General features: G+C 73.5%; 22 protein-coding genes and 1 pseudogene. 18 read left to right on the plus strand and 5 right to left on the minus strand.

What is annotated here, in order from left to right:
* The first annotated feature begins 79 nt into the window (after nt 1-79).
* The 15 genes from smc (at nt 80) to lepB (ending at nt 17,873) form a co-directional block, all read left to right on the plus strand.
* Nucleotides 80-3,748, plus strand: coding sequence for a chromosome segregation protein SMC (smc, locus tag F8568_RS03365; RefSeq protein ID WP_151591202.1), 3,669 nt, complete (start codon nt 80-82; stop codon nt 3,746-3,748).
* Nucleotides 3,749-4,049: 301 nt separating this feature from the next.
* Nucleotides 4,050-4,457, plus strand: a complete 408-nt coding sequence (locus F8568_RS03370; protein ID WP_151591204.1) for a globin domain-containing protein — start codon at nt 4,050-4,052, stop codon at nt 4,455-4,457.
* A 7-nt stretch (nt 4,458-4,464) separates the two neighbouring features.
* The gene (locus tag F8568_RS03375; RefSeq protein WP_151591206.1) at nt 4,465-5,649 is read left to right on the plus strand and encodes a globin domain-containing protein; all 1,185 of its coding nucleotides are present in this window, start codon (nt 4,465-4,467) and stop codon (nt 5,647-5,649) included.
* 5 nt (nt 5,650-5,654) lie between these two features.
* Nucleotides 5,655-6,362 (plus strand): DivIVA domain-containing protein, encoded by a 708-nt coding sequence (locus tag F8568_RS03380; protein ID WP_160573489.1) that lies wholly within the window; start codon nt 5,655-5,657, stop codon nt 6,360-6,362.
* Nucleotides 6,363-6,476: 114 nt separating this feature from the next.
* A complete protein-coding gene (gene ftsY, locus F8568_RS03385) occupies nt 6,477-7,637 on the plus strand; it encodes a signal recognition particle-docking protein FtsY (RefSeq protein ID WP_151591210.1) in 1,161 nt (386 codons plus the stop codon).
* 308 nt (nt 7,638-7,945) lie between these two features.
* The gene (locus tag F8568_RS03390) at nt 7,946-9,289 is read left to right on the plus strand and encodes an ammonium transporter (protein WP_151591212.1); all 1,344 of its coding nucleotides are present in this window, start codon (nt 7,946-7,948) and stop codon (nt 9,287-9,289) included.
* A complete protein-coding gene (locus F8568_RS03395; protein WP_131764050.1) occupies nt 9,286-9,624 on the plus strand; it encodes a P-II family nitrogen regulator in 339 nt (112 codons plus the stop codon). The genes F8568_RS03390 and F8568_RS03395 overlap by 4 nt, the downstream gene beginning before the upstream one ends.
* Nucleotides 9,625-9,631: 7 nt before the next feature.
* On the plus strand, nt 9,632-12,013 hold the full coding sequence (locus F8568_RS03400) for a [protein-PII] uridylyltransferase (RefSeq protein ID WP_151591214.1): 2,382 nt from the start codon (nt 9,632-9,634) through the stop codon (nt 12,011-12,013).
* Nucleotides 12,014-12,176: 163 nt separating this feature from the next.
* Nucleotides 12,177-13,766 (plus strand): signal recognition particle protein, encoded by a 1,590-nt coding sequence (gene ffh / locus F8568_RS03405; RefSeq protein WP_151591216.1) that lies wholly within the window; start codon nt 12,177-12,179, stop codon nt 13,764-13,766.
* A 387-nt stretch (nt 13,767-14,153) separates the two neighbouring features.
* Nucleotides 14,154-14,603, plus strand: a complete 450-nt coding sequence (gene rpsP / locus F8568_RS03410) for a 30S ribosomal protein S16 (protein ID WP_151591218.1) — start codon at nt 14,154-14,156, stop codon at nt 14,601-14,603.
* A 1-nt stretch (nt 14,604) separates the two neighbouring features.
* Nucleotides 14,605-14,847 (plus strand): RNA-binding protein, encoded by a 243-nt coding sequence (locus F8568_RS03415; protein ID WP_021598307.1) that lies wholly within the window; start codon nt 14,605-14,607, stop codon nt 14,845-14,847.
* Nucleotides 14,848-14,996: 149 nt separating this feature from the next.
* Nucleotides 14,997-15,509, plus strand: coding sequence for a ribosome maturation factor RimM (gene rimM, locus F8568_RS03420; RefSeq protein WP_151591220.1), 513 nt, complete (start codon nt 14,997-14,999; stop codon nt 15,507-15,509).
* Nucleotides 15,506-16,288 (plus strand): tRNA (guanosine(37)-N1)-methyltransferase TrmD, encoded by a 783-nt coding sequence (trmD, locus tag F8568_RS03425; RefSeq protein WP_151591222.1) that lies wholly within the window; start codon nt 15,506-15,508, stop codon nt 16,286-16,288. The genes rimM and trmD overlap by 4 nt, the downstream gene beginning before the upstream one ends.
* A gap of 114 nt (nt 16,289-16,402) precedes the next feature.
* Nucleotides 16,403-16,753 (plus strand): 50S ribosomal protein L19, encoded by a 351-nt coding sequence (rplS, locus tag F8568_RS03430; protein ID WP_151591224.1) that lies wholly within the window; start codon nt 16,403-16,405, stop codon nt 16,751-16,753.
* Nucleotides 16,754-16,922: 169 nt separating this feature from the next.
* On the plus strand, nt 16,923-17,873 hold the full coding sequence (gene lepB / locus F8568_RS03435; RefSeq protein WP_328600704.1) for a signal peptidase I: 951 nt from the start codon (nt 16,923-16,925) through the stop codon (nt 17,871-17,873).
* Nucleotides 17,874-18,119: 246 nt separating this feature from the next.
* On the opposite strand, the pseudogene F8568_RS49345 reads toward lepB, so the two are convergent.
* Nucleotides 18,120-18,359, minus strand: a pseudogene (locus F8568_RS49345) (thiolase family protein); the annotation flags it as partial.
* Nucleotides 18,360-18,418: 59 nt separating this feature from the next.
* On the opposite strand from F8568_RS49345, the gene F8568_RS03445 reads away from it, so the two are divergent.
* Entirely contained in the window at nt 18,419-19,147 is a 729-nt protein-coding gene (locus F8568_RS03445) for a ribonuclease HII (protein ID WP_151591228.1), read from the plus strand.
* Nucleotides 19,144-19,458: a DUF2469 domain-containing protein gene (locus tag F8568_RS03450; RefSeq protein ID WP_151539670.1), complete on the plus strand. Its 315-nt coding sequence runs from the start codon at nt 19,144-19,146 to the stop codon at nt 19,456-19,458. Before F8568_RS03445 ends, F8568_RS03450 begins: the two co-directional genes overlap by 4 nt.
* A 405-nt stretch (nt 19,459-19,863) precedes the next feature.
* Here F8568_RS03450 and dprA read toward each other — a convergent pair whose 3' ends face one another.
* The 3 genes from dprA to F8568_RS03465 are packed head-to-tail and all read right to left on the minus strand — an operon-like array spanning nt 19,864 to nt 22,922.
* Nucleotides 19,864-21,003 carry a DNA-processing protein DprA gene (gene dprA / locus F8568_RS03455; RefSeq protein ID WP_328600705.1) on the minus strand — a complete coding sequence of 380 codons (1,140 nt, stop codon included), beginning with the start codon at nt 21,001-21,003 and terminating at the stop codon, nt 19,864-19,866.
* 11 nt (nt 21,004-21,014) lie between these two features.
* Nucleotides 21,015-22,568 (minus strand): YifB family Mg chelatase-like AAA ATPase, encoded by a 1,554-nt coding sequence (locus tag F8568_RS03460; protein ID WP_151591229.1) that lies wholly within the window; start codon nt 22,566-22,568, stop codon nt 21,015-21,017.
* On the minus strand, nt 22,569-22,922 hold the full coding sequence (locus F8568_RS03465; RefSeq protein ID WP_151591231.1) for a YraN family protein: 354 nt from the start codon (nt 22,920-22,922) through the stop codon (nt 22,569-22,571).
* Between the two features lie 147 nt (nt 22,923-23,069).
* Between F8568_RS03465 and F8568_RS03470 the strand changes: the two genes are divergently transcribed.
* Nucleotides 23,070-23,993, plus strand: coding sequence for a tyrosine recombinase XerC (locus F8568_RS03470; RefSeq protein ID WP_407924449.1), 924 nt, complete (start codon nt 23,070-23,072; stop codon nt 23,991-23,993).
* Nucleotides 23,994-24,007: 14 nt separating this feature from the next.
* On the opposite strand, the gene F8568_RS03475 is transcribed toward F8568_RS03470, so the two are convergent.
* Nucleotides 24,008-24,739, minus strand: a complete 732-nt coding sequence (locus tag F8568_RS03475; RefSeq protein WP_151591235.1) for a murein hydrolase activator EnvC family protein — start codon at nt 24,737-24,739, stop codon at nt 24,008-24,010.
* Nucleotides 24,740-24,962 lie beyond the last annotated feature (223 nt).

Raw genomic sequence — 24,962 nt, forward strand, 5'->3', positions numbered from 1 at the left:
CCGTGCTCGCACCGCCCGCGGCCGGTATCGTTCGTTCGGATTCCCGGAGCCGGCAGCGCAGGAGGAGGACGGCGGGCGCGTGTACCTGAAGACCCTGACGCTGCGCGGCTTCAAGTCCTTCGCGTCCTCCACGACGCTGAAGTTCGAGCCGGGCATCACCGCCGTCGTCGGCCCCAACGGGTCGGGCAAGTCCAACGTGGTGGACGCGCTGGCCTGGGTGATGGGCGAGCAGGGCGCCAAGTCGCTGCGCGGCGGCAAGATGGAGGACGTCATCTTCGCCGGCACCGCGAACCGGGCGCCGCTCGGCCGCGCCGAGGTGGTGCTGACGATCGACAACGCCGACGGGGCGCTGCCGATCGACTACACCGAGGTCACGATCAGCCGGCTGATGTTCCGGTCCGGGTCCAGCGAGTACGCCATCAACGGCGACTCGTGCCGGCTGCTCGACATCCAGGAGCTGCTGTCGGACTCCGGCATCGGCCGCGAGATGCACGTGATCATCGGGCAGGGGCAGCTCGACCGCGTCCTGCACTCCGGCCCGGAGGGCCGCCGCGCGGTGATCGAGGAGGCCGCCGGCGTCCTCAAGCACCGCAAGCGCAAGGAGAAGGCGCTGCGCAAGCTGGACGCGATGCAGGCGAACCTGACCCGCGTCCAGGACCTCACCACCGAGCTGCGCCGCCAGCTCAAGCCGCTCGGCAAGCAGGCCGAGATCGCCCGCCGTGCCGCCGTCATCCAGGCCGACCTGCGCGACGCGCGGCTGCGGCTGCTGGCCGACGACCTGGTCACCCTGCGCACGAAGCTGGAGCAGGAGGCCGCCGACGAGGCGGCGATCCGGGAGCGCCGCGCGGAGACCGAGCGGGCCCTCGGCGAGGCGCAGGAGCGCGAGGCGGTGCTGGAGGCCGAGGAGGCCGAGCAGGCGCCGAAGCTCGCCCAGGTGCAGGACACCTGGTTCCGGCTGTCGGCGCTGAAGGAGCGGCTGCGCGGCGTCGGCGACCTCGCCGGCGAGCGGCACCGCAACGCCGCCGAGGCGCGCGAGGAGGAGCGCCGCGGGCGCGACCCCGAGGACATGGAGCGCGAGGCCGCCGAGATCCGCGAGCAGGAGGAGATGCTCCGCGCCGCGCTCGACGAGGCGCAGGACGGGCTGGCCGACGCGGTCGAGCAGCGCACCGGCGCCGAGGAGGCGCTCGCCGCCGAGGAGCGCCGGCTGCAGGCCGCCGCCCGCGCCGCCGCCGACCGCCGCGAGGAGCTGGCCCGGCTGCGCGGCCGGGTCGAGGCGCTGCGCAGCAAGGCGCAGGCGGGCCGCTCGGAGATCGGCCGGCTCGCGGACGCCCGGGACGAGGCCGCGCAGCGCGCCGAGACCGCGCAGGCCGAGTTCGAGGCGTTCGAGGCCGAGGTCGTCGAGGACCCGGCCCTCGCCGCCGAGCACGAGGCGGCGCAGGAGGCGCTCGCCACCGCCAAGGACGCCGCCGAGGCCGCCCGCGCCGCCGTCGACGGGCCGCGCCGCGCGCTGCGGGAGGCCCGCTCCGCCGTCGCCGCCGCGCGGACCGCCGACCAGGCCGCGCAGAAGCAGGCCACCGCGCTGCAGGCGCGGATCGAGGCGCTGAACCTGACCCTGGCCAGCGCCGCCGACGGCGGCGAGGCGCTGCTCGCGGCCGGTGCCGACGGCTCGGTCGAGGGCGTGCTCGGCACGGTCGCCTCGCTGCTGGCCGTCCGGCCCGGCTACGAGACGGCGGTGGCCGCCGCGCTGGGCGACGCGGCCCAGGCCATCGCGGTCGGGTCGCTCGACACCGCGGAGGCGGCGCTGACGCTGCTGCGGTCCCGGGACGCGGGCCGCGCCGGCCTGCTCGTCGGCGGGGGAGCCCCCGGCGGGTCCGAGCGGGTGCCGGGCGTCGACTACGCCGCCGACGCGGTGACCGTGCCGGACGCGGTGCGTCCCGCGCTGGAGCACCTGCTGAGCGGCGTCGCCGTGGTCGACGACGTCCCCGCCGCGGCGGCGCTCGTCCGCCGCGAGCCCGCGCTGCGCGCCGTCACCCGCGACGGCGACCTCGTCGGCGCGCACTGGGCGCAGGGCGGCGCCGCCGGCGGCGGGCAGAGCCTGCTGCAGATGCGCGCCACCCTCGACCAGGCCACCGAGGACCTCGCCGCCGCCGAGACCGCGGCGGAGACCGCCGCGGAGGAGCTCACCGCGGCGGCGGAGGCCGAGCAGTCCGCGCAGGCGGCGCTGGACGCGGCGCAGGCCGCCGCGAACCAGGCGCAGAACGGGGTGAACCAGGCGCAGTCCGATCTCGACCGGGTCCGCGCGCGGCTCCGCGAGTTCGACGCGCAGGCGGCGCAGGAGGCCAAGCGCGCCGCCCGGCTGGAGGCCGACGTGCGCGCCGCGCGCGGCGAGGCCGAGCGGCTCACCAAGGCGCTCGACGCGGCGAACGAGTCGCTGGAGCGCGACACCGAGGCCGCCGAGGAGCTGGCGATGCGGCTCGCCGAGGCGGAGGAGGCCGCCGAGGTCGCCGACGACGCCGGGCACGACACCGAGGCCCGCGACGAGCTCGCCGAACGCTGCCGGGTGCTGCGCTCGGCGGAGATGGAGGCGCGGCTCGCCGTCCGGACCGCCGAGGAGCGCGTCCAGGCCATCACCGGCCGCGCCGACGCGCTGGAGCGCGGCGCCCGCCGCGAGCGCGAGGAGCGCGCCCGCGCCGCCGAGCGCCGCGCCCGCCGCGAGCTCCAGGCGAGGACCGCCAAGGCCGTCCTCAAGGGCGCGCGCACCGCACTCGACCGGATCGAGCTGTCGCTGGCCGCCGCCGTCCGGCAGCGCGAGGCCGCCGAGCAGGCCAAGGCGGCCCGCGAGGCCGAGCTGAAGGTCGTCCGCACCCAGGTCCGGGAGCTGTCGGGCACGCTGGAACGCCTCGTCAACGTCGTGCACGGCAACGAGGTCGCGCGCGCCGAGCAGCGGCTGCGCCTCGAGCAGCTCGAGCAGCGCGCGCTGGAGGAGTTCGGCCTGGAGGTCGAGTCGCTCGTCGGCGAGTACGGGCCCGACCAGCCCGTCCCGCCCGACCCCGACAAGGGGGAGGACGCCGAGCCCGCCCCGTACGTGCGGGCCGTGCAGGAGAAGCGCGCCAAGGCCGCCGAACGCCAGCTCAACCAGCTCGGCAAGGTCAACCCGCTCGCGCTGGAGGAGTTCGCGGCGCTGGAGGAGCGGCACGCGTTCCTCACCTCCCAGCTCGACGACCTGAAGAAGACGCAGCGGGAGCTGCTCGCCCTGGTCAAGGAGGTCGACGACCGGGTGCAGCAGGTGTTCGCCGCCGCCTACGACGACACCGCCCGCGAGTTCGAGCGGATCTTCGCGCGGCTGTTCCCCGGCGGCGAGGGCAGCCTGTCGCTGACCGAGCCGGAGGACATGCTCGCCACCGGCGTCGAGGTCGCGGCGCGGCCGCCCGGCAAGAAGGTGAAGCGGCTGTCGCTGCTGTCGGGCGGCGAGCGGTCGCTGGTCGCGATCGCGTTCCTGGTCGCGGTGTTCAAGGCCCGCCCGTCCCCGTTCTACGTGCTGGACGAGGTCGAGGCCGCGCTGGACGACACCAACACCCAGCGGCTGATCACGGTGTTCGAGGAGCTGCGCGAGTCGTCCCAGCTCATCGTCATCACCCACCAGAAGCGCACGATGGAGGGCGCCGACGCGCTCTACGGCGTCAGCATGCGCGGCGACGGCGTCACCCAGGTCGTGAGCCAGCGGCTCCGCGAGCAGGAACCCGCCTGATCTTTCATTTGCCCACAATCTTGGACCATTCCAAATGTGCTGTGAGATGCATCACCGTCTCATTCCGTGGACGCCCCGGATGATCATCCTGAATATTTCGCGTCCGAATAGCGCATTGCCGGCGCCGCATTTTCCCCGGTAACGGCTGAACGGGGTCGACGGCGTGCACCGACCGTGATCCGGCGGCGACGCTGGCGGGCTTGTGCCCGCCCGGTGGTTCCACTAGTCATATGGCCCGTGGTTCTCCGGCTCCCCTCCCGGACACCCCGCCCGGGCTCGGAGGACCGCTGGAGAGGACACCGTGGACCCGCAGAAACTCAAGGACAATTTCGCGCAGGTGGGAGCGCACGGCATTATCGTCGCCGAGTATTTCTATGCCGATCTGTTCGCCCGGGAACCGCAGCTCAGAAGCATGTTCCCGGCCGCGATGAGCAAGCAGCACGAGGTGCTGCTCGGCGCCCTGTCGCAGATCGTGTCGTCGGTCGACGACACCGATACCCTTGTCCCGTTCCTGCAGGATCTCGGCCGCCGGCACCACGGTTTCGGGGTCGCCGCCGAGCACTACGCCCCCGTCGGCGCCAGCCTGCTGGCGACCCTCGCCTACTTCAGCGGCCCCGACTGGAACGAGGACCTGGAGCGCGACTGGGCCGCCGCCTACGGCCTGGTCGCCAAGGTCATGACGGAGGCCGCCGCCGAGCCCGTCGCCTGACCGCCGCGTGGACGCCCAGCGCCTGAAGGACAACTTCGCCGCCGTCGCCGGGCAGGGCGACGCCGTCGCGCTGTTCTTCTACTCCGACCTGTTCGTACGCAACCCGCACCTGCGCGACATGTTCCCGATCGGGATGACGGGGCAGCGCGACAAGCTGCTGCGCGCGCTCGGCCAGATCGTCGCCAAGGTCGACGACCTGCCGTCACTTGTCCCGTTCCTGCAGCAGCTCGGCCGCGACCACCGCCGGTTCGGCATCGTCGCCGAGCACTACCCGCACGTCGGCGCGAGCCTGCTCGCCACGCTCCGGCACTTCTCCGGCACCGCCTGGACCGAGGACGTCGAGAGCGACTGGAACGCCGCCTACAGCCTGGTCGCCAAGGTCATGCTGGAAGCCGCCGACGAGAACGCGCTCTCCAGCCCCGCCTGGTGGAACGGCGAGGTCGTCGCGGCCGAGCGGCGCCGCTTCGACATCGCCGTCCTGCGCGTCCGGCCGGACCGCCCGCTGCCGTACACGCCCGGGCAGTCCGTCGCGCTGGAGGTACCGTCGCGGCTGCGGCACTGGCGCTATTACTCGATGGCTAACGCGCCCCGCCCCGACCACACCGTCGACTTCCACGTCCGGCTGGTGGACGGCGGGCCCGTCAGCCCCGTCCTGGTCCGCGCCACCAAGCCGGGTGACCGGGTCCGGATGGGCGCGCCCATCGGCACCCTCACGCTGGACGAGTCGTCCAGCCGGGACGTGCTGCTCGTCGCGGGCAGCACAGGGCTCGCCCCGCTCAAGGCGATCCTGGAGCAGCTCGCCGGCCGGCCCGCCCCGCCGCGCGTGCACCTGTTCTTCGGCGCCCGCGACCGCGACGGCCTGTACGACCTGGAGCACCTGAGCAAGCTCGCCGCCGGGCTGCCGTGGCTGACCGTCGTCCCCGCCGTGTCGGACGAGCCCGCCCCGGACGAGTCCGGCGGGCACGGCTTCTCCGCGCTGCTGGGGTCCGGCGGCGGGCACGGACCCGACCCCGAGGGGATCGAGCACGGCGACCTGCCCGACGTCGTGGCCCGGCGCGGCCCCTGGCCCGGCCACGACGCCTACGTGTGCGGGCCGGCGGCGATGGTGGAGGCCGCCGTCGAGCGGCTCGCCGCGTCCGGCGTCGCGCGCGACCGCATCCGCCTCGAATCCTTCGCCGACGCACAGAGGTGACCGCAGTGGACTCCCCGAACCTCCCCGTCGTGACCGACGGCTCCCGGCTGACCCCCGGCGAGCTGCAGTCGGTGGTGTTCTCGCGGGCCGCGCTCGGCCGCCGCGGCTACGACGAGGACCAGGTCCGCGACTTCCTGCAGTACGTCGAGCGGGAACTCGTGCAGATCCTCAACCACAAGGCCGCACTGGGTGAGGAGGTGAACCGGCTGCGCGCCCAGGCGGGCCGCGGCGCGGGCGGCGTCCTGGCCCCCGAGGACGCGCACTTCCAGGCCGTCCGGATCCTGTCGCAGGCCCAGCAGACCGCCGACCTGTACGTCGCGGACGCCGAGCGCTACACCCGCGAGCTGGCGCACGAGGCCAGGCTGCACCGCGAGGCGATCCTGTCCGACGCGAAGGGCCGGGCCGAGCAGATGCTGGAGGACGCGCACCGCAAGGCCGCGGAGGTCGCCGACGCCGCGGTCCGCTCGGTGCCGCCGCCCGCCGCGACGGCGCCGTCCGGGCCGGGCGCGCCGTTCGGGCCGGGCGGGGCGTCCGCCGACGAGCGGCGGCACGAGCTGGAGCGCGAGATCGCCTACCTGCGCACCTACAGCGAGGTGTACCGCACCCACCTGCGCTCCTACCTGGAGGCCCTGCTGCGCAACGTCGACGAGTGGGAGAGCTCCGAACGGGCATCGGTAACGGGGGAGACCCCGGGGCCGCCGCTCCGGGGCTGACCGGGCACGCCCGCGGCGGGCGTGCTCTTCGCGTGCGCGGGGACGTGCGGGCGGTCGGCGGGATACCGCGGGGTGTTCGGTCCGGCGCCGCCGGTCTGGAAAACTGGGGGCGCTATGGAATATGTGATCGTCATCGTCGCGCTGCTCGCGGTCGCGCTGATCATCGGCGGGGTCGCGCTGCTGCGCCGCCCGGTCCGCCGCCGTCCGCCGGTCCCGCCCGCCGAGCGGCCGCCCGCCGAGCGGCACGGCGCGACCGCCGTCGACGAGGCGGAGGCCGCGGCCCCCACCATCGAGCGGGCGCCGCCCACCGAGGCGGCCCCGCCGCCGCCCACCATCGAGATCGAGCAGCCGCCGCCCGGCGCGGGACGGCTCGTCCGGCTCCGGGCGCGGCTCGCGCGCTCCCAGAGCGCGTTCGGCAAGACCCTCCTCGGGCTGCTGTCGCGCGACACCCTCGACGACGACGCCTGGGAGGAGATCGAGGACACCCTCATCACCGCCGACATGGGCGCCGCCGTCGCCCGCCAGGTCACCGACGACCTGCGCACCCGGGTGCAGGTGCTCGGCACCCGCAGCCCGGAGGAGGCCCGCGCGCTGCTGAAGGAGGAGCTGGTCAAGCAGATCGGCGCCGATCTGGACCGCTCCCTGCGCACCGAGCCGCACGGCGACCGGCCGGCGGTGCTGATGGTCGTCGGCGTCAACGGCACCGGCAAGACCACCACCTGCGGCAAGCTCGGCCGCGTCCTGGTCGGCGACGGCAACACCGTGCTGCTCGGCGCCGCCGACACCTTCCGCGCCGCCGCCGCCGACCAGCTGGAGACCTGGGGCTCGCGGGTCGGCGCGCAGGTCGTCCGCAAGGACGAGGGCGCCGACCCCGCCAGCGTCGCCTTCGACGCGGTGAAGCAGGGCATCGACAGCAAGGTCAACGTGGTGATCATCGACACCGCGGGCCGACTGCACACCAAGACCGGGCTGATGGACGAGCTCGGCAAGGTCAAGCGGGTCGTGGAGAAGCAGGCCGAGGTGGACGAGGTGCTGCTCGTCCTGGACGCCACGACCGGGCAGAACGGCATGCAGCAGGCCCGCGTGTTCGCCGAGGTCGTCAACATCACCGGCGTGGTGCTGACCAAGCTGGACGGCACCGCCAAGGGCGGCATCGTCGTGCAGGTGCAGCGCGAGCTGGGCGTCCCGGTGAAGCTGGTCGGGCTCGGCGAGGGCCCGGACGACCTCGCCCCGTTCGAACCCGGGGCGTTCGTGGACGCGATCCTCGGCGACTGAGCGGAACCGCCCCGCGGCGCCCGGCCCCGGGCGGCGACCGGGCGGAGCCGTCCCGCGGCGCCCCGCGACCCGTTGCGGTCGCGGGGCGCCGCCCGGTGCGGACCCCCCGTCACCTGCACCGGAGCATGACCGGAGGAAAAGGAAACGGTTGCCAACGGGTGGGTAAGGCCGTGAGGGTTCTGAAACAGGTACGAAACATCCCGAAGCGGGGTTTCACACTTCGGAAACACGGGCGGCGCCCCGGTGAAACGGCCACCCAGGAATCTCGGGGCATCCACGTTTCCGGTCGAGGAGGGGCACTCTCCGAGATGAAGATCGATACAGGCGCGACCGCCTGGATGCTGGCGGCGGCGGCGCTGGTGCTGCTCATGACACCCGGCCTCGCCTTCTTCTACGGCGGTATGACGCGCGCCAAGAGCGTCCTCAACATGATGATGATGTCGTTCGGCGCCATCATCAGCGTCACCATCCTCTGGGTCCTCTTCGGACACTCCATCGCCTTCACCGACAACGGCAGCTCCTTCGCCAACAAGTTCATCGGCGGATTCGACGCCGTCGGGCTGAAAGGCGTCGCGACACAGGTCTCCGAAGGCCTGCTGAAGGACCAGAGCGACAACATCCCGACCATGGTCTTCTCGATGTTCCAGCTGACGTTCGCGATCATCACGGTCGCGCTCATCAGCGGCGCCATCGCGGACCGTGCCAAGTTCGGCGCCTGGATGACGTTCACCGTCGCCTGGGCGACGCTGGTGTACTTCCCCGTCGCCCACTGGGTGTGGGGCACCGGCTGGCTGAACAAGCTCGGCATCGAGGACTTCGCGGGCGGCACCGTCGTGCACGTCAACGCCGGAGCCGCGGGCCTGGCGCTCGCGTTCGTGCTCGGCCGGCGGCGCGGCTGGCCGAAGGAGCCGATGCGGCCGCACAACCTGCCGTTCGTGCTGCTCGGCGTCGGCCTGCTGTGGTTCGGCTGGTTCGGCTTCAACGCCGGCTCCGAGCTCGCCGTCGACGGCACCACCGGCCTGGCGTTCATGAACACCCAGATCGCCACCGCCGTCGCCGCGGGCGCCTGGGCGCTGGTCGAGAAGCTGCGCGACGGCCACGCCACCACCCTCGGCGTCGCGTCCGGCGCCGTCGCCGGCCTCGTCGCGATCACCCCGGCGTGCGGGTTCGTCGACCCGTGGGCGGCGATCGTCCTCGGCGCCATCGCCGGCACCGTCTGCGCCTACGCGATCGGCCTGAAGTACAAGCTCGGCTACGACGACTCCCTCGACGTCGTCGGCGTCCACCTGGTCGGCGGCGCGATCGGCGCGCTGTCGCTCGGCTTCCTGGCCGCCTACCCGTTCCTGCCAGACCAGCACAAGGGCCTGTTCTACGGCGGCGGCGCGCACCAGCTGGGCCTGCAGGCGCTCGGCCCCGTCGTGATCGGCCTGTACTCGTTCGTCATGGCCTGGATCATCGGCCAGATCATCGACAAGACGATCGGGTTCCGGATCTCCGCCGACGACGAGGCCGCCGGGATCGACGTCACCGCGCACGCCGAGACCGCGTACGATCTCACGCCCGCGGGAGGAGGCGCCTCCCGCGCCGCCGTTACCGGCACCGCGGCACCGCGCCCGGTGTCGCCCGACAAGAAGGTGGAGGCCGAGGCGTGAAGCTGATCACCGCCGTCATCAAGCCGTTCAAGCTGGACGAGGTCAAGGCGGCGCTGGAGACCTTCGGGGTCAAGGGGATGACCGTCAGCGAGGCCAGCGGCTACGGCCGCCAGAAGGGCCACACCGAGGTCTACCGCGGCGCCGAGTACAAGGTCGACCTCGTGCCGAAGCTGCGGGTCGAGGTGCTCGTGGACGCCGAGGACGCCGACGACATCATCGACGTCATCGTCAAGGCGGCCCGCACCGACAAGATCGGCGACGGCAAGGTCTGGGCGGTCCCCGTGGACACCGTGGTCCGCGTGCGGACCGGCGAGACCGGCCCGGAAGCCCTGTAGGAGCGGTGTGACCCTCGTCCATCCTCCGACCGGAGACACGGCTCCCGAGGCCGCCCGCGCCGCCCTCGCGGCGGCGCGGGCCGCCCGCGCCGGCGATCTGGACCGCCGCCTCGCGGCCCTGCTCGCCGCCGCCGGCGACGATGTCCCCGGTCGGTCGGCGCCCCCCGCCACCCCGCCCTCCGCAGCCGGGCCCTCCATCACCGGGCCCTCCACAGCCGGTGACGCCGGGCCCTCCGGTCTCGCGCTCGCGGCCGTGGGCAGCCACGGGCGGCGCGAGCTGACCCCGGGCGGGGACCTCGACCTCGTGCTGCTGCACCGCGGGCGCCCCGACATCGCCGAGATCGCCGACCGCATCTGGTACCCGATCTGGGACTCCGGCCAGCGCCTCGACCACTCCGTCCGCACCGTCGCCGAGGCCAGGACCGTCGCGCGCACCGACCTGAAGGCCGCCCTCGGGCTGCTGTCGGCCCGCCGGATCGCCGGCGACCACACCCTCGTGGACGAGCTGCGCGCCGCCGTCCTCGCCGACTGGCGCGCCGACGCCCGCGTCCGGCTCCCGGAACTGGCCGCGCTGTGCCGCGAGCGCTGGGAGCGGCAGGGCGAGCTGGCGTTCCTCCTCGAACCCGACCTCAAAGAGGCCCGCGGCGGGCTGCGCGACGTCCACGTCATGCGGGCGGTCGCCGCGTCCTGGATCGCCTCCGCGCCCGACGGGCGCGTCATGGCCGCGCACGACCTGCTCCTCGACATCCGGCACGCCCTCCACGAGTCCACCGGACGCTCCACCGACCGCCTCGTCCTGCAGGAGCAGGAGGCCGTCGCCCGCGCCATCGGCCTGCCGGACGCCAACATGCTGCTCAGCGCGATCGCCGAGGCCGCCCGCACGATCACCTACGCGGCCGACCACCTGTGGCGCCGCGTCGCCCGCAGCACCGCGACGAGCCGCGCGCCCGTCGAGCGCCGGCCGGTAGGGGACGGCGCCGTCGAGCACGACGGCGAAGTCGTCCTGGCCCGCAACGCCGACCTCAGCGACCCCGCACTGGTCCCGCGCGTCGCGGCCGCCGCCGCCCAGGCCGGGCTCCCCCTCGCCCCCGCGACCGTCGCGCGCCTCGCCGGCGACGCCACCCTCCCCACCGCGCCCTGGCCGCCGCAGGCCCGCGACGCGCTCGTCTCGCTCCTCGGCGCCGGACCCGCCGCCATCGGCGTCTGGGAGGCTCTCGACCAGGCCGGCCTGATCGTCCGGCTCCTGCCCGACTGGGAACGCGTCCGCAACCGCCCGCAGCGCAACCCCGTGCACCGCTTCACCGTCGACCGGCACCTCGTCGAGACCGCCGCCGGCGCCGCCGCCCTCACCCGCGAGGTCGCCCGGCCCGACCTGCTGCTGATCGGCGCGCTGCTGCACGACATCGGCAAGGGCTGGCCCGGCGACCACTCCACGAGCGGCGCCGTCGTCGCGCACGACCTCGGCGCGGCGCTCGGCTTCCCCGACGGCGACGTCCAGGTCCTGGAGACGGTCGTCCGGCACCACCTGCTGCTGCCCGAGACCGCCACCCGCCGCGACCTCGACGACCCCGTCACCATCGACACCGTCACCGCCGCCGTGTCCGCCGTCCCCGGCCGCGAACGCGAGATCCTCGAACTGCTCGCCGCCCTCGCCGTCGCCGACGGCAACGCCACCGGCCCCGCCGCCTGGGGGGCCTGGAAGGCCCGGCTCGTCGCCGAGCTCGCCCGGCGCGCCGCCGCCGTCCTGTCCGGCGGCACCCCGCCGCCCCCGCCCGTCCTCGGACCCGACCGGCTCGCCCTCGCCCGCCACGACGGCGCCGCCGTCCGCGTCACCGGCTCCCGGATCACCGTCGCCGCCCCCGACCGCCCCGGCCTGCTCTGGCGCGCCGCCGGCGTCCTCGCCCTGCACCGCCTCGCCGTCCGCACCGCGCACACCGTCTCGTCCCCGGCCACCGACACCGGCACCGCCGTCCTCGATTTCACCGCCGTCCCCGAGTACGGCGCCCCGCCCGACCCCGCCGCGCTCGAGGCCGACCTGCGCCGCATGCTCGCCGACCGGCTCGACGTCGCCGACCGGCTGGACCGCCGCGCCCGCTCCGTCCGGATCCGGCCTGGCGCCGCCGTCCCGCCCCCGCGCGTCATGATCGTGGACGACGCGTCCGACACCGCCACCGTCGTCGAGGTCCGCGCGCACGACCGGCCCGGCCTGCTGTGGCGGATCGGCCAGGCCCTCGGCGACTGCGGGCTGCACATCCGCGCCGCGCAGGTGGACACGCTGGGCGCCGAGGCCGTGGACGTCTTCTACGTGGTCGACGGGGACGGGGCCCCGATCACCGACCCCGCGGCGCTCGCGGCCGTCCGCGCCCGCGTCCTGGACGCGCTCGGCTGACCGGCCCGGCGGGCACCGGGCCCGCGAGAGCGGCGGATCGGACGCGGCGGATTCCCGGATCGGGCGCGGCTTGGTGGGGATCGGCGCGACCGGGCGGGCACCGGCCGGTGACCCTATACGCTGATAGGCGATCCCAGAAGCTTTCCAAGGACGGTCCAGACACGTGTTCGAGACGCTCTCCGACCGGTTGACGACGGTCTTCTCGTCGCTGCGCAGCAAGGGCCGGCTCTCCGAGGCCGACATCAACGCGACGGCCCGCGAGATCCGCATCGCGCTGCTCGAGGCAGACGTCGCGCTGCCCGTGGTCAAGGACTTCATCGCGCAGGTCAAGGAGCGGGCCCGCGGCGCCGAGGTCTCGCAGGCGCTGAACCCGGCGCAGCAGGTCGTCAAGATCGTCAACGAGGAGCTCATCAACATCCTCGGCGGCGAGACCCGCCGGATCCGGTTCGCCAAGACGCCGCCGACCGTGATCATGCTCGCCGGCCTGCAGGGCGCGGGCAAGACCACCCTCGCCGGCAAGCTGGCCCGGTGGCTGAAGGCCGAGGGCCACACCCCGATGCTGGTCGCCGCCGACCTGCAGCGCCCGAACGCCGTCCAGCAGCTCGAGGTCGTCGGCGAGCGCGCCGGCGTCCCGGTCTTCGCGCCCGAGCCGGGCAGCGGCGTCGGCGACCCCGTCGACGTCGCCCGCCGCTCCATCGACCAGGCCCGGCACGCCCAGCACGACATCGTCGTCATCGACACCGCCGGCCGCCTCGGCATCGACGCCGAGATGATGCAGCAGGCCATCGACATCCGCGACGCCGTCAAGCCCGACGAGGTGCTGTTCGTCGTCGACGCCATGGTCGGCCAGGACGCCGTCAACACCGCCCAGGCGTTCATGGACGGCGTCGGCTTCGACGGGGTCGTGCTCACCAAGCTCGACGGCGACGCCCGCGGCGGCGCCGCGCTGTCGGTCCGGCACATCACCGGCCGTCCGATCATGTTCGCCTCGACCGGCGAGAAGCTGGAGGACTTCAGCGTCTTCCACCCGGACCGGATGGCCGGCCGCATCCTCGACATGGGCGACATCCTCACCCTGATCGAACAGGCCGAGCAGGCGTTCGACGCCGAGCAGGCCGAGCGGATGAGCAGCAAGTTCGCCTCGGGCGAGGACTTCACCCTCGAGGACTTCCTCGAGCAGATGATGATGATCCGCAAGCTCGGGCCGATCGGCAACCTGCTCGGGATGATGCCCGGCATGGGGCAGGTCCGCGACCAGATCAGCCAGATCGACGACAAGGACCTGGACCGGATCGCCGCGATCATCCGCTCCATGACCCCGCAGGAGCGCGCCCAGCCGAAGATCATCAACGGCTCGCGGCGGGCCCGCATCGCCAAGGGCTCCGGCGTCGGCGTCGGCGAGGTCAACAGCCTCGTCACCCGGTTCTTCGACGCGCAGAAGATGATGCGGCAGATGGCCGGCGGCATGGGCCTGCCCGGCATGCCCGGAGGCCGCCGCAAGGCCGCCAAGGCGGCGAAGGCCGCCAAGAACAAGAAGGGCAAGCAGCGCAGCGGCGACCCGCGCAAGCGCGCCGGCGGCGGCAAGCGGCCCCAGGAGCAGGCGCCCGCGGCGGACGGCATGCCGAAGGGGCTGTCGCCCGGCCTCGGCGGTCCCGGTGCCCCCGGCGGACTGCCCCCGGGGCTCGGCGGGCAGATGCCCCCCGGCTTCCAGATGCCCGACCTCGGCAAACTCCAGAACCGCAAGAACAAGTGACCTCCCGGCGCACCGCTTGACGGCGGTGCGCCGGCCGCTGCCCCCTGTCGTGGCTGGACGAGCCTGGCGGCGCGCGGCGACGGCCTCACAGGCGTCGTGCGATGCGGCGACACAGGGTGGCGACGGCGGGGCGATACGGGTCCGCACGGTGCGGTGGCACGGGTCCGGGCGGTGGGGCGACAAGGGTCCGCGCGGTGCGGCGACACGGGGTCCGTCGATTGCGCGTTCACGGTGTCGATCTGGCAGAATGACAGGCTGGAAACCCGGACCCGCGAGGCGCCCTCTCTCGTCCTGCGCGGCCGGAGTCCATCGGGCGGCGGTGAGCCGGTGTTCCCCACCTGGCACGGGCCGCCCACCCTGTAATGAAGTCTGGAGTACACCACACCCGTGGCAGTCAAGATCAAGCTCAAGCGTCTGGGGAAGATCCGGAACCCGCAGTACCGGATCGTCGTCGCCGACGCCCGCACCAAGCGCGACGGGCGGGCCATCGAGGAGATCGGCCTCTACCAGCCCAAGCAGGAGCCGTCGCTCATCAAGATCGACTCCGAGCGCGCGCAGTACTGGCTGGGCGTCGGCGCGCAGCCGACCGAGCCCGTGCTCAACCTGCTGAAGATCACCGGCGACTGGCAGAAGTTCAAGGGCGAGCCCGGCGCCGAGGGCACCCTCAAGGTCGCCGAGCCCAAGGCCGACAAGAAGGCCGCCTTCGAGGCCGCCGTCAAGGAGTCCATGGGCGACGACGCCGGCGAGGCCCCCGCCGCCCGCGCCAAGAAGAAGGCCGAGCCGAAGAAGTCCGAGGCGAAGGCCACCGAGACCGACGAAGCCAAGAGCGAGGGCTGACGTGCTCGAAGAAGCGCTCGAGCACCTGGTCCGCGGGATCGTGGAGAACCCGGACGACGTCCGGGTCCGCGCCCGCCGGATCAGGGGCGGCCGGGTCCTGGAGGTGCGCGTGCACCCCGAGGACCTCGGCAAGGTCATCGGCCGCAGCGGTCGCACCGCCAAGGCCCTGCGCACCGTCATCAGCGCCCTTTCCGGGGGCCGGTACGTGCGCGTGGACCTGCTCGACGTCAACGAGGTCCGCTGAGTGAGCCCCTGGCATCGCGCATGCCGGGGCACGCTCGCCCCGGCGGCGGCCGCGACGGCCACCGCCGGGGGCGGTTCACCGGCGGGCCCGCGGCCCGCCGGTCCTCGTCGCCCGGCCCCTCGTCGCCTCGCCCCCCGTGGGCCGGGCCGATGAGCGACCCGCTGGCCGTCGGGCGCATCGGCCGCCCGCACGGCGTCCGCGGCGAGGTCACCGTCGACGTCCGCACCGACGACCCGGAAGGCCGGTTCGCCGCCGGCACCCGGATCGCGACCGATCCCGCGTCCGCCGGCCCGCTCACCGTCGAACGGGCCCGCTGGCACTCGGGACGCCTGCTCCTGCGCTTCGCCGGAATCGACGACCGCGACGCCGCGGAGACCCTCCGCGGCACCTGGCTGGTCGTCGACTCCGGTGACATCCCCCCGTCCGACGACCCCGACGAGTACCACGACCAGGAGCTCATCGGGCTCGCCGTCGTCACCGCCGGCGGCGACGACGTCGGCGAGGTCGCCGACATCCTGCACCACGGCCAGGACCTGCTGGTCGTGCGCGGCCCCGGCGGCGAGACCCTCGTCCCGTTCGTCGCCGCGCTCGTTCCCGAGGTCGACGTCCCCGGCGGCCGGCTCGTGATCGACCCGCCCCCCGGACTGCTCGACGGATCATGAAACTCGACATCGTCACGATCTTCCCGGAGTACTTCGCGCCCCTGGAGATCTCGCTGCTCGGCAAGGCCCGCCGCACCGGGCTGCTCGACGTGCACGTGCACGACCTGCGCGACTGGACGCACGACCGGCACCGCACCGTGGACGACACCCCCTACGGCGGCGGCCCCGGCATGGTCATGAAGCCCGAACCGTGGGGCGAGGCGCTCGACGCCCTCGTACCGTCCGGCGACGCCCCCCGCATGATCATCCCGACGCCCAGCGGCCGCCCGTTCACCCAGGCGCTCGCCGCCGAGTACGCCGCCGCGCCGTGGCTGCTGTTCGCCTGCGGCCGCTACGAGGGCATCGACTCCCGCGTCGCCGAGGAGGCCCGCACCCGCATGCCCGTGGACGAGGTCAGCCTCGGCGACTTCGTCCTCGCCGGCGGCGAGGTCGCCGTCCTGGTCATGGTCGAGGCCGTCGGGCGCCTCCTGCCGGGCGTCCTCGGCAACGCCGACTCGGTCGCCGACGACTCCTTCGCCCCCGGCGCGATGGAGTCGCTGCTCGAGGGCCCCGTCTACACCAAGCCGCCGGTCTGGCGGGACCGTGCCGTCCCGGACGTGCTGCTGTCCGGCCACCACGGCGCGATCGCCCGCTGGCGCCGCGACGAGGCGCTGCGCCGCACCGCCCGGCACCGCCCCGAGCTGCTGCCCCGCCTCGCCTCCGGCGCCCTCGACGAGCATGATCGCAGGGTGCTGCGGGAGGCCGGTTTTCCGGTTGACGCCGAAGATATGGCAGACTGAAGCGTCCGTGCGCTCGTACGCGCGGCACGAAGACCACTCTCCGCGGCGCGACGCCCCCACTCATGTCCCATGGGGCCTCTCGACGCCCGCGTTCGACCCAGAGGAACCGCTGCGATGCACACCCTGATCCAGGAGATCGAGAAGGCCGCCATGCGCGCCGACGTCCCGGACTTCCGTCCGGGCGACACGCTGAAGGTGCACGTGCGCGTCACCGAAGGCAACCGGAGCCGTATCCAGGTCTTCCAGGGCGTGGTGATCCGGCGGCAGGGCGGCGGCGCCCGCGAGACCTTCACCGTCCGGAAGGTCAGCTACAGCGTCGGCGTCGAGCGGACGTTCCCGCTCAACAGCCCCTCGATCGACAAGATCGAGATCGTCACCCGCGGCGACGTCCGCCGCGCCAAGCTGTACTACCTGCGCAACCTGCGCGGCAAGGCGGCGCGGATCAAGGAGAAGCGCGACTTCTGAGCCCGCCGACCGCCGACGCCCCGGGAACCCGCTGCGGTGCCCGGGGCGTTGCCCGTTTCGGACGGATACGGCGGTCGCGGTGCACGGCGACACGCCCAGCCGACCGGTGCTCGGGGCGGCTCGCCGCTAGGCTTTGTCCCTGATGACTGACGAGGACGATCGGAGAGACGTGCGATCCGGAGCCGAGGGCGCGGTGCCCGACGAAGAGGAGACCGTGACCTCCGCCGAGGAGACGGCCGGCGACGACTCCGCCGAGGACCGCAAGGACTCCTCCGCCTCCTCCTCGTCCCCTTCCACCTCCGACGATGACGGCGACGGTGACGACGACGGCGAGAAGAAAAAGAAGAAGCCGGGCTCGTTCTGGAAGGAACTGCCCGTCCTGATCGTCGTCGCGGTCGTCCTCGCCCTCGTCATCAAGGCGTTCGCGGTCCAGGCGTTCTACATCCCGTCCGGCTCCATGGAGAACACCCTCCAGATCGGCGACCGGGTCCTCGTCAACAAGATCGTCTACCATACCCGCGACATCCACCGCGGCGACGTCGTCGTCTTCAACGGCCTCGACTCCTGGGACCCCGAGACCCACATCTCGAAGCCGACCAACCCCTTCTCCAAGGCACTGCGCGCCGTCGGCACGGCCTTCGGCGTCGCGCCCAACGAGAAGGACTACATCAAACGCGTCATCGGCGTCCCGGGCGACCACGTCCACTGCTGCGACGCCCAGGGCCGCGTCACCGTCAACGGCGTCCCCCTGAACGAGAAGTCGTACCTCTACACCGACCCGGTCACCCACGAGCAGAACAAGCCGTCGAACGAGCCCTTCGACGCCTACGTGAAGCCGGGCCAGCTCTGGGTCATGGGCGACCACCGCGAGCTCTCCTACGACTCGCGCTCCCACCGCGGCGACCCCGGCGGCGGCACCATCCCCACCGACCGCGTCATCGGCCGCGCCTTCGTGATCGTCTGGCCGCTGAACCGCATCGACACCCTGCCGATTCCCGGCACCTTCAAGCAGGCCGGCTTCAAGACCGCCGCCATGGCGGCGCCCGCCACCCCCATGGCCCTCGGCGTCCTCGGCACTCTCCCCCTCGCCTACCTGCGCCGCAAACGCCGCCGCCCATAGCCTCCGCCGGCCAAGCCGACCGAACTCGGGTGGCCCCGCGGCGATCGGCGCACGCAACACGCGCCGCAGCGCCGACCACTCGATCGAGGACCCTTCGCACAGCGGGCCCCACCCGCGACGACTCCGCCGAGGCAGCACAGCATGACCGCAAGGTAACGGAAGGTGGCCGCCGCCTGGCAGGCCGCGCGCCAAACCCCGCCGCGTCTCCCGCCACACCGCTCCCCGACATCCGCGGTTCCCGGGCACCCGCGACATCGACTTCACGCCGCACACGATCGCGATGTCGTACGCGCCGCTCCGCACGCCCTGCGCGGCGATGCGCGGTGCCCGCTGCGACGACCCGCACTGCCGGTCGACGGTCATGGCCGGCACGCTCTCGGGCGACCCGGCCGCCAGGACGGCGGTCTGGGCCAGAGAAACTGGCTGAGTCCGCCTCGCCCGTGAGGAACTTCTCGCCGGTCGGGGTGGAAGGGTGATCGCGGACATGCCTGGAACAGTGGCATTCGGTGAGCGGCGGGGGGTTCGGGCGACGTACCCTGCGGAGCATGAAGGGTCGTCCACTTCGTTTCACGCCACGCCGTGACGCGGGGCTGCACGCCTACGAGCGCGCCCTGGAGCACGCCGGGCTCAGTCCCGTGGCGGGCGTGGACGAGGCGGGCCGCGGGGCCTGCGCGGGCCCGCTGGTCGTCGCCGCCGTGATCCTTCATGGTGGACGCGGCGGGCGGATCGACGGCCTCACCGATTCGAAGATGCTGACGCCGGCGCGCCGCGAGGAGCTCTACGCCGAGATCACCCGGAGGGCGCGCGCGTGGAGCGCGGTCATCATCCCCTGCCATGACATCGACCGCATCGGCCTGCACCGGTGCAACGTCACCGGCATGCGGCGGGCCCTGGCAGCCCTGGACACCCGTCCCGCCTATGTCCTCAGCGACGGGTTCCCGGTGCCGGGGTTGGAGGCCCCGGGACTGGCGGTGATCAAGGGCGACCAGGTCGCCGCATGCGTGGCGGCCGCCTCCATCGTCGCGAAGGTCACCCGAGACCGCATCATGGTGGATCTCCACGAGCGCTACCCCCAGTACGGCTTCGACGTCCACAAGGGGTACGTGACGCGCGCGCACGGCGCGGCGCTGGCCGAGCACGGGCCTTGTCCGGAGCATCGGTTCTCCTACGTCAATGTCGGGCGTGCCTTGCGTAACAATGGGGAGGTGGCCTTGGGGGAGGAGACCGAAGGGGAGGTCCCCGGCGAGGGCCGTACGGAAGGGGCACGGGCGTGAGCGCCGAGGATCTCGAGAAGTACGAGACCGAGATGGAGCTGCAGCTCTATCGCGAGTACCGCGACGTCGTCGGGCTTTTCACCTACGTCGTCGAGACCGAGCGGAGGTTCTACCTCACCAACTCGGTCGATCTGCAGGTGCGCGGCGCCGACAACGGCGAGACGTACTTCGAGGTCACGATGCAGGACGCCTGGGTCTGGGACATGTACCGCCCCGCACGCTTCGTCAAGAACGTGCGTGTCGTCACCTTCAAGGACGTCAACGTCGAGGAACTCGCGAAGAGCGACTTCGAGCTTCCCTCCGATCAGTGACCCCGCCTCCAGCCTGATCGGCTTGTGAAGTGCTCCGATACGCGTAGCCTCCCTCCGCTCCTCCTCACCTCCGGCTGAACGTGGCTCTAGCAGGCCCGGAGCCCGCTGACGGCCCGTGAGGCATCACGGCACCCGGCCCCGTTGCTCTGAAGCGGATGGCTGCCCGCATACGCGTGCTGACGGCACGGCGACGCCTGCGGGGGCCTTGTGGCGTGGCAGATTTCGAGCACCACAAGGCGTGTGCTGACGGCACGGCAAAGGGGCGGCGACACTTGCCGGCGGCCCTGTGGCCTGGCGGACCTTGGGGACCACGGGGTGTGTATTGACGGGCGAAAGGCACGGCGCGGGCCAGGGCCTATCGGGGTGAAGGTCGGCATGTCACTCCTTGGTGAAGCGTGTGCGGCATCAGCGGGGGGATTTCGCGGAACTGGTGAGGCGCCAGCCGTTGGGCGCCCGTTCTATGAAGCCGGACGCGGCGAGCAGGCCGAGTTTCGCGTTGACGGCGGCCAGGTCCATGCCCGCCTTGGCGGCCAGGGCGGCCGGACCGGCCGAGCCGCGGGCGGGGAAGGCCTCCAGGACGGCGCGGGTGACCGGTTCCAGGCGGTCGCGGGGCAGGACGGGCGTCCGCGGGGGCGGGGCCAGGTCCGCGCCCAGCCGTCCGACGGCCTCGATGATCTCCTCGGTCCGGCTCACGAGGACGGTGTCCTCCTGCCGCAGGAGCTGATGGCAGCCGACCGACGACCGGGACGTGACCGGCCCCGGCATGGCCATCAGCACACGGCCGAGCTTGCGGGCCCATGCGGCGGTGTTGAGCGCGCCGCTGCGGGCCTCCGCCTCGACGATCACCGATCCGCGGGAGAGGGCGGCGATCACCCGGTTGCGGACGAGGAAGCGCAGCCGGTGCGGATGGGTGCCCGGCGGCGACTCGCTCACCAGCAGGGATCGGCGTGCCATCTCCGCGAACAGGCCCTCGTTCGAGGCGGGGTACGGTACGTCCACGCCGTTGGCGAGGACGGCGACCGTGCGGCCGTCGGCGGCGAGGGAGCCGCGATGGGCGGCGGCGTCGATGCCGAGCGCTCCGCCGGAGACCACCGTCCAGCCGCCGTCGGCGAGTTCGGAGGCGAAGTCGGAGGCCATCCGCTGCCCGTACGGGGACGCGGCGCGCGAGCCGACCATGGCGACCGATCTCAGGCAGGCGTGGCGCAGGTCCTCGGGGCCGCGGAGCCAGAGCGCGTAGGGGCGTTCGCCGCCGAGGTCGTCGAGGGTGGTGGGCCACTCGGGCTCCCCGGGGCAGACCAGGCGGCCGCCGAACTGCGCGCAGACGGCCAGGTCGCGGTCGGGTTCGGCGGCGGCCAGGCGAATGCGCCAGTGCTCCAGGCGCTGGATCTCCTTCGGCGCGGCGGGCAGGCCGGCGGGGAGGGCGCCGGAGCGGATCACTTCGAGCGCCTCCTCGGGGCCGCAGTGTCCGACGATGCGGTTGAGGAACGCGTCGCCGGGCTCGGCGACGGCGGTGAGCGCGGCGCGGGCCTCCCGCTCCGGTGTCATGGGGATCATGGTCATGACCGCCCCGCGTGCCAGAGCGCCAGGGCGCCGCCGATGTCGTCCGCGTCCGGCTCGTCGTGACCGCCGAGGTCGGCGATCGTCCACGCGACGCGCAGGACCCGGTCGAGTCCCCGTGCGCTGAGCGTGCCGCGTTGCAGCGACTCGTCCACCGTCCGCATCGCCTCCGGACCGGGTGTGAACTTGCGGCGCAGCTCCGGCCCGGGGATCTCGGAGTTCGTCCGCCAGGGCGTTCCGGTCAGGCGTTTCAGCGTTCGTTCCCGGGCGAGCATCACCCGGTCGGCCACCACCTTGCTGGGTTCGGCGAACTCCAGGTCGTAGCGCAGTTCCGCCCTGGTGGCGGGCGCCAGCTCCAGCTTGAGGTCGATGCGGTCGAGCAGCGGGCCGGTGACGCGGGTGCTGTACTTGCGGCGCACTCCGGGGGCGCAGGAGCAGTCGACCTGCTTGGCGGCCGCGCACGGGCACGGGTTGGCCGCGAGGACGAGGGTGAAGCGGGCGGGGAACTTGGAGGTGCCCTCGGCCCGGCTGATGCGCACCTCGCCCTCCTCGAGCGGCTGGCGGAGGGCGTCGAGGGTCCCCGCCATGAACTCGGGCGCCTCGTCCAGGAACAGGATCCCCCGGTGGGCGAGGGAGACGGCGCCCGGTTGCAGTACCCGACCCGAGCCGCCGCCGACCATGGACGCCTTGCTGGCGGTGTGGTGCGGCGCGTGGAACGGCGGCTGGGTGATGAGCGGCTGGCCGGGCGGGAGCGTCCCGGCGACCGAGTGGATGGCGGTGACCTCGAGCGCGGAGTCGGGCTCCAGCGGCGGCATCAGCGTCGGCAGCCGTTCCGCCAGCATCGTCTTCCCGCAGCCCGGCGGCCCGGTGAAGTACAGGTGGTGCCCTCCCGCGGCGCTGATCTCCAGGGCCCGCCGCGCCTCCGCCTGGCCCCGGACGTCGGCCAGGTCGAGGTCGGCCGGGACGTCCGGCCGCCGGACCGCCGACCCGTCGGGCACCGCCGACGCGTCCTCGGGCTCCGCCTCCTCGATGGGCGGCGGCTCGTCCCGCAGGATGCAGAGCAGCCCGCGGAGCGTCGCCGCGGAGACCACTTCCACGCCCGGCACGAGTTCGGCCTCGGCGGCGTTCGCCCGGGGGACGACCACGGTGCGGCAGCCGTAGTTGGCGGCGGCCAGGACCGCGGGCAGCACGCCCTGGATGGGCCGGAGCCGGCCGTCCAGGCCGAGCTCGCCGATCAGCACCAGCCCCGCGCAGGACCGCGCGGGCACGACCTCGGCCGCGGCGAGCAGGGCGACCGCGATGGCGACGTCGAAGATCGAGCCCTTCTTGGGCATGCTCGCTGGGAACAGCGAGACGGTGACATGCCGGTTGGGCCAGTCCTCCCCGGAGTTGAAGATCGCCGCGCGGACGCGGTCGCGGGCCTCGCTGAGCGCGGTGTCGGGCAGTCCCACCAGGTGCAGGCCGGGGACCCCGCTGGTGAGGGCCGCCTCGACGTCGACGACGAAGCCGTCCACCCCCACCAGGGACACCGAGCGGGTCTTGGCGAGCGTCATTCAGCACACCTCCTTCAGATGATCGATCGAGAAGCCGTCGCCCTGGACGACCAGGCCGAGCACGTCCACCCGGACCTGCGCGCCGCCGACGCCGTGCGCGGCGGCCCACCGCCAGGCCAGCCGCCGCAACCGGGACGACTTGGCGTCCGTGATGGCCTCGAGCGGGTCGCCGTACAGGGCGGAGCGGCGGGTCTTGACCTCGCAGACGACGTGGGCGCGGCCGTCGTGCGCCACGATGTCGAGCTCGCCTTCGGGGCAGCGCCAGTTGCGGTCGAGCACCGTCCAGCCGAGCCCGGCCAGATAGGCGGCCGCCGCGTCCTCTCCGCGGCGGCCCAGTTCGATGTGGGCGTTCATGTGCCTCACCTCCGGGTTCCGACGCTGCCGGACGGCGGATCCGCGGTGAACTGGAACGGCGTTCTGTGGAAAACCCCGGCGACATTCGCGACGATCCACCCGAAACCGCGGCCAGGTGCTTGCTCGCGGCACGTGGGGTGCCGCAGCGTGGCCTTTGTGGATCTGAACGAGGCCGTGGACGAGTTCGGCCGGCACCTGCGCGCGGAGCGCGGCGTCTCGCCGCACACGCTGCGCGCCTACCTCGGTGACCTGGCGGACCTGTGCGCGTACGCGTCCGCCGTGGGCGTGACGGACCCGGCCGGCCTGGACGTGTCACTCCTGCGCGCCTGGCTGGCCCGCCAGCACGCCCTCGGGCGGGCGCGCGCCACGCTCGCCCGGCGGACGGCGGCGGCCCGGGCCTTCACCCACCACCTGCACCGGCGCGGGCTGCTGGAGAACGATCCCGGCCTTCTGCTGGGCACGCCGAAGAAGCGCCGCGACCTCCCCGGTGTGATCACCCAGGACGACGCGGCGCGCCTTCTCGACACGATGGACGCCGAAGGGCCGATGGGACTGCGCGACTTGGCCGTGCTCGAGGTCCTCTACGGGACAGGGGTGCGTGTCAGCGAACTCTGCGGGCTCGACATCGACGACCTGGACACCGGCCGCCGGACGATACGCGTGCTGGGCAAGGGGAACCGGGAACGCACCGTCCCGATCGGTGAGCCGGCCGTCCGGGCCGTCGAGGACTGGCTCAGGGCAGGACGGCCGGCCGTGGCGACCGAGGGGAGCGGCGCCGCCCTGTTCCTCGGCGCCCGCGGAGGACGCCTCCACCCGACCAGCGCCCGCCGCATCGTCCACTCCCGGATCGCCGAGGCCGGCACGGTGCCCGACCTCAGCCCCCACGGGCTGCGCCATACCGCCGCCACGCACCTGCTGGAGGGCGGCGCGGACCTCCGCAGCGTCCAGGAGATCCTCGGCCACGCGTCCCTGCAGACCACCCAGATCTACACGCACGTGTCGGCCGAACGGCTCAAGCAGGTCCACCGCCAGGCCCACCCCCGCGCCGCCCGCGAGGATTCGGCGGATTGATCGCGAACGGGTTGCTAGGAGCGTTCCCGGCGGCTTTGGGGGACGCGGCGCAACCGGCGTTCGTGGGCGAGGTCGATCACGCCGGGCGGCGGAGGGCGGAAGCGGCCGCGCGCGCGGGCGCGGCGCCAGGCGAAGGACAGCGAGTAGGCGAGGACGAGCCCCGTGACGGCACCGCCCGTGGCCGTCGTCGCGTCGCGGAGCGTCATGCTCGGATTCGGCGGCTCCTCGGACGGAGGATGCCGTTCATGCGCCTTCCCCGACGCCTCGTGCGGCGGTGCGCCGCGCGGCCACTGCGGCAGCAGTCGTACTTCCCGCCTGACCAGGCTTAACGGATCCAGGTAGACGCGGCCCTTGCGCAGGCCCCAGTGCAGGCACGGCGTCGGGCAGTGGAGATGGCCGTCCTCCAGGACGCCGATGCGGGCGCCTAAGGCCACCTGGCCACCGGCCTGGACACTGGGACGGACGGGCAGGTACGTCGTGCGCAGCGGCCCGTGGTCGACGGCGACGACGCCTCGTCCGGCCAGGCTTCCGGCATAGGAGACCCGTCCGGCCCCGGCCGCGTAGACCGGCTCGCCGGGCCGTGCCGCGAGGTCGGCTCCGCGGTGGCCGGGGCCCCACGGCACGGCGGGCGGGGAGAAGGCGCGCAGGACCCGCGGGGCGGGCGGCCCCAAGGGCCATCGCCAGGCGGTCGCTCCGGGGGCGCCGGCGGTGATCGCGCAGGTGAGGAGCAGTGTGAGCAAGGTCATGCCAGGAGCCTGCCGCCCCGCGGGCCCGGCCGTCGAGCAGGTGCGCCAACTGTGGATAACCGCTCGGTCCGTTGATTCACGGGGGCGTCCGCGCCCTGATAATCTGTAGACGTGCCCGTAAGGACACCGGCCAGGGCCAGGCCGTCGCCGATCCGCCGTCAGGCGGGGAGGCGGGAAGCCGCTCACGGCGAGCGGAGAGGTCACGGATCCGGGGAGGGTTCCG

This window comes from Actinomadura physcomitrii (assembly GCF_008923205.2).
Taxonomy (GTDB): Bacteria; Actinomycetota; Actinomycetes; order Streptosporangiales; family Streptosporangiaceae; genus Spirillospora; species Spirillospora physcomitrii.

Coding starts and splice junctions, on each gene's coding strand:
- F8568_RS03475 (WP_151591235.1), bottom strand. CDS start 24,739: ATGACCTTGCTCACACTGCTCCTCACCTGCGCGATCACCGCCGGCGCC.
- F8568_RS03445 (WP_151591228.1), top strand. CDS start 18,419: ATGAAGGGTCGTCCACTTCGTTTCACGCCACGCCGTGACGCGGGGCTG.
- ftsY (WP_151591210.1), top strand. CDS start 6,477: ATGGAATATGTGATCGTCATCGTCGCGCTGCTCGCGGTCGCGCTGATC.
- rimM (WP_151591220.1), top strand. CDS start 14,997: ATGAGCGACCCGCTGGCCGTCGGGCGCATCGGCCGCCCGCACGGCGTC.
- F8568_RS03390 (WP_151591212.1), top strand. CDS start 7,946: ATGAAGATCGATACAGGCGCGACCGCCTGGATGCTGGCGGCGGCGGCG.
- rplS (WP_151591224.1), top strand. CDS start 16,403: ATGCACACCCTGATCCAGGAGATCGAGAAGGCCGCCATGCGCGCCGAC.
- F8568_RS03460 (WP_151591229.1), bottom strand. CDS start 22,568: ATGACGCTCGCCAAGACCCGCTCGGTGTCCCTGGTGGGGGTGGACGGC.
- F8568_RS03465 (WP_151591231.1), bottom strand. CDS start 22,922: ATGAACGCCCACATCGAACTGGGCCGCCGCGGAGAGGACGCGGCGGCC.
- dprA (WP_328600705.1), bottom strand. CDS start 21,003: ATGACACCGGAGCGGGAGGCCCGCGCCGCGCTCACCGCCGTCGCCGAG.
- trmD (WP_151591222.1), top strand. CDS start 15,506: ATGAAACTCGACATCGTCACGATCTTCCCGGAGTACTTCGCGCCCCTG.